This window comes from Curtobacterium sp. UCD-KPL2560 (assembly GCF_001705035.1).
In the GTDB taxonomy this organism is placed as follows: domain Bacteria; phylum Actinomycetota; class Actinomycetes; order Actinomycetales; family Microbacteriaceae; genus Curtobacterium.
Map to the genome: position 1 here is coordinate 1 of NZ_MCIG01000090.1, position 10512 is coordinate 10512.

11 protein-coding genes are annotated in these 10512 nt (G+C 73.6%); 6 read left to right on the forward strand and 5 right to left on the reverse strand.

Features of this window, described 5'->3' with window-relative positions:
• The first annotated feature begins 62 nt into the window (after positions 1 to 62).
• Positions 63 to 743 (forward strand): hypothetical protein, encoded by a 681-nt coding sequence (locus tag BEP24_RS14625; protein ID WP_065964655.1) that lies wholly within the window; start codon positions 63 to 65, stop codon positions 741 to 743.
• A 59-nt stretch (positions 744 to 802) separates the two neighbouring features.
• Here BEP24_RS14625 and BEP24_RS14630 read toward each other — a convergent pair whose 3' ends face one another.
• Positions 803 to 1717, reverse strand: coding sequence for a cation diffusion facilitator family transporter (locus BEP24_RS14630; RefSeq protein ID WP_065964656.1), 915 nt, complete (start codon positions 1715 to 1717; stop codon positions 803 to 805).
• Between the two features lie 66 nt (positions 1718 to 1783).
• Here BEP24_RS14630 and BEP24_RS14635 point away from each other — a divergent pair, with 66 nt between their 5' ends.
• Together BEP24_RS14635 and BEP24_RS14640 are read left to right on the forward strand one after the other, a co-directional pair.
• Positions 1784 to 2500 carry a DUF4166 domain-containing protein gene (locus tag BEP24_RS14635; protein ID WP_065964658.1) on the forward strand — a complete coding sequence of 239 codons (717 nt, stop codon included), beginning with the start codon at positions 1784 to 1786 and terminating at the stop codon, positions 2498 to 2500.
• The gene (locus BEP24_RS14640; protein ID WP_065964662.1) at positions 2473 to 3450 is read left to right on the forward strand and encodes a DUF1731 domain-containing protein; all 978 of its coding nucleotides are present in this window, start codon (positions 2473 to 2475) and stop codon (positions 3448 to 3450) included. The genes BEP24_RS14635 and BEP24_RS14640 overlap by 28 nt, the downstream gene beginning before the upstream one ends.
• Here BEP24_RS14640 and BEP24_RS14645 read toward each other — a convergent pair.
• On the reverse strand, positions 3419 to 4444 hold the full coding sequence (locus BEP24_RS14645) for an EamA family transporter (protein WP_065964664.1): 1026 nt from the start codon (positions 4442 to 4444) through the stop codon (positions 3419 to 3421). The two genes, BEP24_RS14640 and BEP24_RS14645, sit on opposite strands and share 32 nt — an antisense overlap.
• Positions 4445 to 4515: 71 nt before the next feature.
• Between BEP24_RS14645 and BEP24_RS14650 the strand changes: the two genes are divergently transcribed.
• A complete protein-coding gene (locus tag BEP24_RS14650; RefSeq protein WP_065964665.1) occupies positions 4516 to 5430 on the forward strand; it encodes a LysR family transcriptional regulator in 915 nt (304 codons plus the stop codon).
• Between the two features lie 183 nt (positions 5431 to 5613).
• Here BEP24_RS14650 and purB read toward each other — a convergent pair whose 3' ends face one another.
• From purB to BEP24_RS14665, 3 genes are all read right to left on the reverse strand, one after another.
• Positions 5614 to 6999 (reverse strand): adenylosuccinate lyase, encoded by a 1386-nt coding sequence (gene purB / locus BEP24_RS14655; RefSeq protein WP_065964666.1) that lies wholly within the window; start codon positions 6997 to 6999, stop codon positions 5614 to 5616.
• Positions 6996 to 7508: a low molecular weight protein-tyrosine-phosphatase gene (locus tag BEP24_RS14660; protein WP_065964671.1), complete on the reverse strand. Its 513-nt coding sequence runs from the start codon at positions 7506 to 7508 to the stop codon at positions 6996 to 6998. Before BEP24_RS14660 ends, purB begins: the two co-directional genes overlap by 4 nt.
• 140 nt (positions 7509 to 7648) lie before the next feature.
• The gene (locus BEP24_RS14665) at positions 7649 to 8047 is read right to left on the reverse strand and encodes a phage holin family protein (protein WP_065964667.1); all 399 of its coding nucleotides are present in this window, start codon (positions 8045 to 8047) and stop codon (positions 7649 to 7651) included.
• A gap of 160 nt (positions 8048 to 8207) precedes the next feature.
• Here BEP24_RS14665 and BEP24_RS14670 point away from each other — a divergent pair, with 160 nt between their 5' ends.
• Both BEP24_RS14670 and BEP24_RS14675 read left to right on the forward strand, forming a co-directional pair.
• Entirely contained in the window at positions 8208 to 9287 is a 1080-nt protein-coding gene (locus BEP24_RS14670) for a histidinol-phosphate transaminase (RefSeq protein WP_065964669.1), read from the forward strand.
• Between the two features lie 23 nt (positions 9288 to 9310).
• Complete coding sequence (locus tag BEP24_RS14675) at positions 9311 to 10444, forward strand: thiamine pyrophosphate-dependent enzyme (RefSeq protein WP_065964670.1); 1134 nt, start codon at positions 9311 to 9313, stop codon at positions 10442 to 10444.
• Positions 10445 to 10512 lie beyond the last annotated feature (68 nt).

Here is a 10512-nt window from a genome sequence, read left to right on the forward strand (position 1 = left end):
GACCCGACCCGGCCGCAGGCCCCGCGGCACGCCGGCCTCCGCCCCGCCGCCATACTGGGCGCATGCCCCGCACCCGACAGCGCTCCGTCCTCACCGGCGTCGCAGCGGTCGTCGCGGCCGGACTCGTCGCGGCGGGCATCGCACTCACCACCCAGCGCAGCGGTGACGACCCCGTGCTCGGCGGCGGGGAGCCCGCCGTCACGACCACGGTGACCGCCGAGGGCCCCGACGCCACCAGCGGCCCCGATGCCACCAGCGGGACCGGCGGCGGCGGCACCGGCTCCGGCACCGGCCAGGGCTCGCCCGACGGCACCGTCACGATCACCCGCGAGGGCCCGGACCTGCCGGGCGGTTCCGTCCTCGCCCGCTGCGACACCGACTCCCGCCGGGTCGTCGCCCGCTACGACACCGCCGCACTCGGCGAGGTCGTGCTCCAGTGCGGCGACTCCGGGCAGGGCTACGAGCACATCCGCGTCCGGCACACCGAGGACTGGCAGGACGTCGTCACGGGCCACGGCAGCCGTGACTGGGACGACGCCATGCTCACCGCGGTCGGCACGGTCCTCGGGTCCCCGCGGTCCGGGTACCCGGTCGACGCCGGCGACGGCAAGGTCTGCTACGCGGCACCCGTCCGGTTCGACGACGGTTCGCGTCCCGACGCCGACCCGTTCGTCAAGGTCATCGTCTCGGCCACCACGGACCGCGTGATCACCGCCTACCCCACGCGCACCGACGGCTGCTGACCCACCCGGCACCCGCGCCACGACACGGGCGGCGACCGCCCGGCACCCGCAGGTGCGACCTACGCGTGCACCTCGTGCTCGTGTCGCCGGTGCGACACCGGCTCGAGCTGGAACGTCGAGTGCTCGACCGGCACGTCGAAGTGCTCCGCCACGCACCGCTGCAGGTCGTCGAGGATCCGCGGGGCGTGCGCCGTCGAGAAGCAGTGGTCGTCCACCACGACGTGCGCCGTGAGGTTCGGCACCCCGGTCGCCACGAGCGTCGCGTGCAGGTCGTGCACCTCGATCACGTGGTCGAGCTCGAGGATGTGGCCCCGCACCGCCTCGAGGTCGAGCCCGGGCGGCGTCGACTCGAGCAGCACGTTCGCCGTCTCCCGCAGCAGGCGGATCGCCCGCGGCAGGATGAGCAGCCCGATCAGGATCGCAGCGATCGAGTCGGCGCGCTCCCAACCGGTGACCGCGAGCACGACGGCGGCGGCGATGACCGCGACCGAGCCGAGCGTGTCGTTGAGCACCTCGAGCCGTGCCGCACGCGACGTGAAGGTCTCGCCGGAGGCCCGGAGCAGCACCGCGTAGGCGACGAGGTTCCCGACGAGCCCGACGACACCGAACACCAGGAGGGGACCGGCGTGCACCTCGGCCGGGACGAACAACCGCTGCACGGCCGACACCAGGACGAAGACGCCGACCGCGAGCAGGACCGCCGCCTGCGCCGTCGCCCCGAGCACCTCGGCACGCTGGAAGCCCCACGTGCGCTGCGCGGTCGGGGACCGGCGGGCCAGCCGTGTGGCGACGAGACCGATCGCGAGCCCACCGGTGTCGACGACCATGTGCCCGGCGTCGACGAGCAGTGCGAGCGAGCCGGTCAGGACCGCCCCCACGACCTCGGCGAGCAGGATGCCGGCCGAGATGCAGAACGCGACGAGCAGGGCGCGTTCCGACGCGTGTCCGTGCCCGTGCGAGTGGTCGTGGCCCATGCGCCCCATCGTAGGCAGGACGGCAGACGCCCGCGTGGACGCCCGGCGCCGTGCCAGGATCGCCACGTGACCCGGTCGCCGTACGAGCTGAGCGCGCCCGCCGAGGTGCTGGCCCGTCTGCACCCGCGCCTGTGCACCTACTTCGGCGCCGTCCCGCCGGGCCACGTCGACCGAGGCGAGGGCGTCTTCGCCGTCGTCGGCACGCCCCGCCGATGGCTGTGGCCCCTGCTCGCACTGTTCGCGCGTGACGGCGTCGTGTTCCCGGTGTGGGAGCGGGACGTCCCCTTCACGGTCGAGAACCGTCCGGCCCGCGTCCGGCGCGGTGCGGCCGACGGCCGGGAGGCCCGCCCCGCGGTCCGCGCGCACCGCACCTTCCGCTTCCGCTCCGGCGACCGCACGATGGTCGACGCCATCACCGCCGAGCCCGAGGGCCTGGTCGACCACCTCGGTCGCCGTGGGCGCGTCAGCGCCCTGCTCCGGACGGAGGTCGACGCGGACGGGCCGGACGCGGGCGCCCTGCGCCTCGTCTCCACGCGCGTGACGTTCCGTGCGCTGGGACGTGGGTGGGGCCTCCCGGTCGTCGTCGCCCCGCGTGTGACGCTCGTGGAACGATTCGATGACGATGCCGACGTGCAGCGCGTGTCCCTGGTGCTGGCGGCACCGCTGGTCGGCACGCTGTACCGGTACGAGGGCGCGTTCCGGTACGCGGTCGTGCCCGACGACGCGGCCGGTGCCGCGCCAGGAGGGGGTACCACGTGGTCGAGCAGCAACCGAGGGTCGTGATCGCGGGGGCGAGCGGCTTCGTGGGACGGCACCTGCGCCAGGCGTTCGTCGACGACGGCTACGAGGTCGTGACCGTCGGCCGGACCGGCGACGCGGTGTGGGGCAACACGCTGCGCATCCGTGCGCTCGTCGACGGGGCTGCCGTCGTCGTGAACATGGCCGGCAAGAGCGTCGACTGCCGGTACGGGCGCCGCAACCGCGCCGAGATCCTGCGGTCGCGCGTCGACACGACCCTCGAGCTGGCCGAGGCGATCCGCACGGCCGAGCACCCGCCGCCCCTGTGGCTGAACGCCTCCACGGCGACGATCTACCGGCACGCCGACGACCGCCCCCAGGACGAGGCGACGGGCGAGCTCGGCGAGGGCTTCTCGGTCTCGGTCGCCCGGGCGTGGGAGGCCGCGTTCTTCGGGGCCGACCTGCCGCGCACGCGTCGGGTGGCGCTCCGGATGGCGATCGTCTTCGGCGACGGCAGCGCGCTCGTCCCCCTGCTCCGCCTGGCGCAGGCCGGGCTCGGGGGCCCGCAGCTCGACGGTCCGTGGTTCCCGACGCCCGGGCGGCTGCGAGCCGGGACGTACCACCACGACCGGCACACGCACGGGCGGCAGCGGTTCAGCTGGGTGCACGTCGACGACGTCGTCGGTGTGGTCCGGTTCGTCCGCGACCACGAGGAGGTCACCGGCCCGGTGAACGTGTCGAGCCCGGAGCCCTCCGACAACCGCACCGTGATGGCGACGATCCGCGAGTCGGTCGGCCGGCGTTTCGGCCTGCCGACGTGGCGGTGGATGCTCGAGCTCGGGGCGTTCGCGATCCGGACCGAGTCCGAGCTCGTGCTGAAGAGCCGGTGGGTGGTGCCGACCCGCCTGCTCGAGGCGGGCTACGCGTTCCGCCACCCCGACCTGCGCGGGGCGCTCGCCGGGATCATCGCCGAGCGGCGGGAGCACCGGGGCTGACCGGTGCCGGGCCGCCCGCCGGGTCGTCCGCCGGGGGAGCGGCAGGGCCGTCCGCCGGGGGAGCGGCCGGGCGGTCCACCGTCGGTGCGCCGTGCACCAGCGGGGCCCCGACCTCGGGCGCGCCCACCACCCCCGCGGTCCGCGAGGACCACAGCACGGCGACGACGACGACCGCACCGGCGACCACCTCGACCACGTCGGGGACCTCGCCGAACGCCGCCCACGATGCGAGCACGCCGATCACCGGCACGAGCATCGAGAACGGCGCGACCGTGCTCGAGGGGTACTTCCCCATCAGCCGCGACCAGATGCCGTACCCGACCAGGCTCCCCGCGACGACGATGTAGAGCAGCCCGAGGTCGGCGGGCAGTGCCGCGGGCGTCAGGGCCGTCCCGAACGCCCGACCGACGCGCTCGGGTCCCTCGACCAGCAGCGACAGCGCGAGCATCGGCACCGGCGGGACGACCGCCCACCACAGCGTCAGGTGCAGCGGGTTGACCGGACCGGTCCGCCGCGTCGCGACGTTGCCGAGCGCCCAGCCCAGCGCGCCGCACAGCACGAGCACCACGGGCAGCAGCGCCGCGGTCTGCGCCCGGTGCACCGCGATGACCCCGAGGGCGACGACGGCGACCGAGACGCCGACGACCTGCCGGGCGCTCAGGCGCTCGCGGAGCAGGACACCGGCGAGCACGACCGTGAACGGCGCCGACGCCTGGATGACGAGCGACGCGAGGCCCGTGGGCATCCCGGCCGCCATGCCGAGGTACAGGAACGCGAACTGCAGCACGCCGAGGGTCGACCCCACGAGGACGATCCACCGGAACCGCACCTTCGGCCGCGGGACGAACAGCACCGTCGGGACGGCGAGCAGCGTGAACCGCACGGCCGCGAGCAGGAACGGCGGCCAGTGGTCGAGCGCGATCGCGGTGGCCGGGAAGTTCAGCCCCCACGCGATGGCGACGACCAGGGCGAGGACACGGTCACGGATGAGCACCCGTCGATCGTCCCGCACCCGAAGCGGTAGCACCAGCGAACGGATCGACAGCGTCGTTGTAGGGTCCCTGCATGGTCGACTTCGACATCGCCCTGCTGCCGGTCCTCCGGGAACTCGCCGAGCGGGGCAGCGTCACCGCCGTCGCCGCGGCCACCCACCGCACGCCGAGCGCGGTCTCGCAGCAGCTCCGGACGCTGCAGCGGCAGGCGGGCGTGCCGCTCGTCGAACGGGTCGGCCGCGGGGTCCGCCTGACCGAGCACGGCCGGGCGCTCGCGGGCATGGCGACCGGCGTCGCGACGGCCCTCGCGACCGTCGAGGCATCGTGGGCGGAGCACCTCGCGGGCGTCACCGGCACGGTCGACCTCGCCGTGTTCCCCTCGGCCGCGGAGCTGCTGCTCCCCGGGCTCCTGACGCGCGTCCGGGAGCACCCGGGCATCGTGCTCGCGCTGTCCGACGTCGACGTCAGCGAGGGCGAGTTCGCCCCGCTCACCGCCGACCACGACGTCGTGATCGGGCACCGGCCGGACGGCGCCCGACGCCCGGACGGCAGTGCGGTCGAGACGATCGCGCTGCTCCGCGAGCCGCTCGACGTCGCCCTGCCGCTCGACCACCCGCTCGCCGGACGGGAGCGCGTGCGGATCGAGGAGGTCGTCGGCGAGACCTGGATCGGCGTGCCCGAGGGCTACCCGATCGACCGGGTGCTCACCGCGACGGCGGGCGCGACCGACACCCCGCCGGACGTCGGCTTCCGCACGATCCACCTGCCCGTGATCGAGAACCTCGTCGCGGCCGGGCACGGCGTCGCCCTCGTGCCGCGGTACACCTCGCGCACCCGGGCCGCCGGTCGCTTCCACCTGGCGGAGCTCGCCGAGGTGCGTGCCGGCCGGCGCATCGAGGCGCTCGTGCGGCCGGACCGTGCGGTCCGGCCCGCGGTCCGGACCGTCCTGGAGGCGCTGGTCGCCGAGGCGCGCGCGGTCACCGCCTGAGACGGTGCGGTCCGCGGCGGACCGGCACCGCCCACGGCGGCGCGGTCAGCGCCGGAGCCGCACCGCGCCTCCCGGCGGTCACACCGTCCGAGACGGTGCGGTCCGCGCCGGACCGGCACCGCGCCTCCCGTTCCGACCCGATCCGGAACGGAACGCGACGGGCCGGACCCGACACGACCGGTCTCAGACGTCCAGGTGGTCGACCAGCTCGTCCGCCAGCCCCGTGTACGTCGCCGGGGTGAGCGCCGTCAGGCGCGCCTTCGCCCCGGACGAGATGTCGAGCCCGTTCACGAACGCCACGAGCTCCTCCTGCCCGATGCGCTTGCCGCGCGTGAGCTCCTTGAGCATCGCGTACGGGTCCTCGATGTTCGACTGCCCGGCGGTGACCTCGGCGCGGATCACGGTCTGGACCGCCTCGCCCAGGACCTCCCAGTTGCGGTCGAGGTCCTCGGCCAGCCGGGTCTCGTTCACGGCGATCTCGCCGAGCCCGCGGCGCAGGTTGTCGAGCGCGAGCAGCGAGTGCGCGAACGCGACCCCGATGTTCCGCTGCGTCGTCGAGTCGGTCAGGTCGCGCTGCAGGCGGGAGGTGACGAGGGTCTCGGACAGCGTCGAGAACAACGCCGACGAGATCTCGAGGTTCGCCTCGGCGTTCTCGAACCGGATCGGGTTGATCTTGTGCGGCATCGTCGACGAGCCCGTGGCGCCGGCCACCGGGATCTGCGTGAAGTACCCCATCGAGATGTAGGTCCACACGTCGGTCGCGAGGTTGTGCAGGATGCGGTTGGCGTGCCGGACCCGGTCGTACAGCTCGGCCTGCCAGTCGTGCGACTCGATCTGCGTCGTCAGCGGGTTCCACGTCAGGCCCAGGCCCTCGACGAACTCCTTCGACAGCGCGGGCCAGTCGGCCTCGGGGTCCGCCGCGAGGTGCGCCGAGAAGGTGCCGGTCGCGCCGGAGAACTTGCCGAGGTACTCGCTCGCCTCGACCTGTGCGAGCACGCGCTCGAGGCGGTAGACGACCACCGCGAGCTCCTTGCCGAGCGTCGTCGGTGTGGCCGGCTGCCCGTGCGTGTGCGACAGCATCGGCACCTCGCGCAGCGACGTGGCGAGCTCCCGGAGCCGGGCGACGACGCCGCGGTACGCGGGGAGCCAGACCTTCTCGACGGTGTCGCGCACGGTGAGCGCGTAGGACAGGTTGTTGACGTCCTCGCTCGTGCACGCGAAGTGGGTGAGCTCGGCGATCGCGTCGAGCCCGAGCTCGGACAGACGACGGCGGACGAAGTACTCGACGGCCTTGACGTCGTGGCGCGTGGTGGCCTCGATCTCGGCCAGCTCGGCGATCTGCTCGCTGCCGAAGGTCTCCACGACGCGGCGCAGTGCGGCCTTGTCGTCGACGCTGAGCGGCGAGGTGGTGAACATCGCGTGGTCGGTCAGGAAGACCAGCCACTCGACCTCGACCACGATGCGCGCCCGGTTGAGGCCGGCCTCGGAGAGGTGCTCACCCACCGTGTGCACGACCGGGTAGTACCGCCCGTCGAGCGGGCTGATCGGCTGCGGGGGAAGGGGGGTCATGGGGCTCCCTGACGGACGGCCGGCTCGAGTTGGCGGAAGAGCGCCCGGCAGGCCCGTTCGACGGTCGAGAGCACTCGGTCGAACTCGTGCCGGTCCGCGTAGTACGGGTCCGGCACGTCGGCCTGCTGGGGCCAGGCGTCGTCGTACCGCAACAGGAGCGTCACCTTGGCGGCGTCGTCCATGGTCGGTGCCCACGAGCGCAGGACGCGTTCGTGGGAGCGGTCGAGTGCGACCACCAGGTCGAGGTCCGGGAACCGGTCCGGGTCGAACTGGCGGGCGCGATGCCTGCTGCCATCGTATCCGCGCGCTGCGAGGGCCGCGATCGTGCGCTCGTCGGCGGGTTCGCCGACGTGCCAGTCGCCGGTCCCGGCGGACTCCACCTGGAAGCGGTCGGCCAGGCCGGCGTCGGCGGCGATCTGCGCGAACACGATCCCCGCCATGGGAGACCGGCAGATGTTGCCGCTGCAGACGAACGAGACGCGGAACGGGGCGTCGGCGTCCGTGGTCATGTGCTCATCATGGCGGACGGCGGTGCCGTCCGCGACGGTGGTCCGGTCGGGAGGCGCGGCGTGGGCCGTCGGGACCGCCGTCGCCGCGTGGGTGGTCGCGTCGGCGCGGGGCGCACGCGGGGTCGGCTCGGCCGGGTCCGTCACCGACGGCGGCGGTCGAGCACCGGCCGGACGAACAGCCCGATCAGCCACGAGAACACGGCGAGCACGAACGCGCCCACGATGCCCCAGCCGAACGACTCGACCTGCAGGCCGAAGCCGATCACGTCCGAGATGCCCGCGACGATGAGCAGGAGCACCGCGTTCACGACGAGCGAGATCAGCCCGAGGGTGAGGACGTAGAGGGGGAAGGCCACGACCCGGATGACGGTCCCGACGACGGCGTTCACCAGGCCGAAGACGAACGCGACGAGCAGGAACGTCAGCACGACGGCGGTGGTGTCGCCGGTGCCGAACGGGTCCACGGTGACGCCGCTCACGAGCAGGGTGGTGAGCCAGAGCGCGACGGCGTTGACGACGAGGCGGACGAGGAATCGCATGCCGCCATGATGCCCGCGGTTCCCTCGGGGAGGCTCCGTGGCATCGATGTGGCGCCACCTCCCCGCGGTTACGCTGAGTCGGTGACTGACGCGCGCGTGCACATCCGGCGCGCGTCCACGGGCACTGCATCGCGGTCCTCCACGCCGTTACGCTGGCTGCGTGACTGACGCGCGCGTGCACATCAGACCCGAGATCGCGGTCCTCCCCGCCTACAAGCAGGGCCGCCAGGCCGCTGCCGACGCCTACAAGCTCTCGAGCAACGAGAACCCGTTCCCGCCGCTCCCCGGTGTCGTCGAGGCGGTGCACGCGCAGACTGCGTTCAACCGCTACCCGGACGCGACCGCGCTCGCCGTGCGCACGGTCCTCGCCGACCGGTTCGGCGTCGGCCCGGACGAGGTCCACGTCGCACCCGGCAGCGTCGCGATCCTGCACGAGCTCGCCCGTGCGGTGAGCGGCCCCGGTGACGAGGTCGTCTACGCGTGGCGCTCCTTCGAGGCCTACCCCGGCGTCGTGACCGTCGCGGGCGCCACGAGCGTGCAGGTGCCGAACCGGCCGGACGGCGGCCACGACCTCGACGCGATGGCCGACGCGGTGACCGAGCGCACGCGCATGGTGATCGTCTGCACGCCGAACAACCCGACCGGCCCGGTCGTCACCGACGCCGAGTTCGCGGCGTTCATGGCGCGCGTGCCGGCGTCGGTCCTGGTCGTCCTCGACGAGGCGTACGCCGAGTTCGTCACCGAGCCGACGGCCGTCAGCGGGACGCCGCTGCTCGGGCGGTACCCGAACCTCGTCGTGCTCCGGACCTTCTCGAAGGCGTACGGCCTGGCCGGGCTGCGGGTCGGGTACGCGGTCGGTCCGGTCTACGTGCTCGACGCCGTCCGGGCCTGCGCGATCCCGCTCTCGGTCACCGCGCAGGGGCAGGCCGCGGCGCTCGCGAGCCTCGAACGCGAGGACGAGCTGCTCGGACGCGTGTCGGAACTGGCACGTTCCCGCGACCGCATCGTCGCCGCCCTCCGCGAGCAGGGGTGGCCGGTGCCCGACGCGCAGGGCAACTTCGTGTGGCTCCCGACCGGAGCGCACACCGCCGACGCCGCCGAGCGGTTCGACCGTGCCGGCATCATCGTCCGCGCCTTCGCGGGGGAGGGCATCCGCATCTCGATCGGCGAGCACGAGGCTGTGGAAACGCTCCTCGAAACGGCACGGTCGCTTGTGGCGGACCTCCAAGCAGCCCACTAGTGGCTGGCACTAACCTGGCTCGCATGTCATTCCGCGCCGCGGCACCCGCGACGACCACCGTCCGGATCCTCGACCCCGAGGGCCGGTTCGTGGAGACCAACGAGAACGCCGAGTACGCCGCCGCAGCGCGGGCGATCCCGGACGAGACCCTGCTGGCGATGCACCGCCGGATGGTCCTGACCCGTCGGTTCGACCACGCCGGCCACAACCTGCAGCGCACGGGCCAGCTCGGCCTGTGGGTCCCGAGCCACGGGCAGGAGGCCGCCCAGGTCGGCTCCGTGTTCGCGCTCCGGGCGCAGGACCACGTCTTCCCCTCGTACCGCGAGCACGCCGTCACCACGCACCGCGGTGTCGAGCCGATGGAGATCATCGCGATGTACCGCGGGCAGACCCACGGCGGGTGGGACCCGGACGAGCGCGGCAACACGCACGTCTCCACCCTCGTGATCGGCTCCCAGACGCTGCACGCCACCGGCTACGCCCTCGGGCAGAAGCTCGACGGCGTCGTCGGCACGGGCGACCCCGACGTCGACGCGTGCTCGATCGTGTACTTCGGCGACGGCGCGACGAGCCAGGGCGACGTCAACGAGGCGTTCGTCTTCGCGGCCTCGACGCAGGCCCCGGTCGTGTTCTTCCTGCAGAACAACCACTGGGCGATCTCGGTCCCGGTGTCCACGCAGTCCCCGACGCCGCTCGTCGACCGCCCGCGCGGCTTCGGCATCCCGAGCGTCCTCGTCGACGGCAACGACGTCCTCGCGTCCTACACGGCCTCGGTCGTCGCGACCGAGCACGCCCGCAGCGGTCAGGGCCCCGCGTTCGTCGAGGCCGACACCTACCGCATCGGCGCGCACACGAGCTCGGACGACCCGAGCCGGTACCGCGGTGACGACGAGCTCGAGGAGTGGGTCCGCCGCGACCCGATCGCGCGCTCGGCCGCGTACCTGCGCAGCAAGGGCGTCACCGACGAGCAGCTCGCCGCGTTCGACGAGGAGGGCGAGGACATCGCCGCCGACGTCCGCCGTCGCACGGTGGCACTCACGCCGCCGCCCGTCGACGTCATGTTCCGGAACGTGTACCGCGAGCCGCACCCGCTGGTCGCCGAGCAGCAGGCCTGGCTCGAACGGTACGAGGCCGCCTACGAAGGGGGCTCCCACTGATGAGCACCACCGAGCAGCTCTTCGACTACACGCTGCGCGCCCACCCCGGCGCGGGCGAGGTCCCGAGC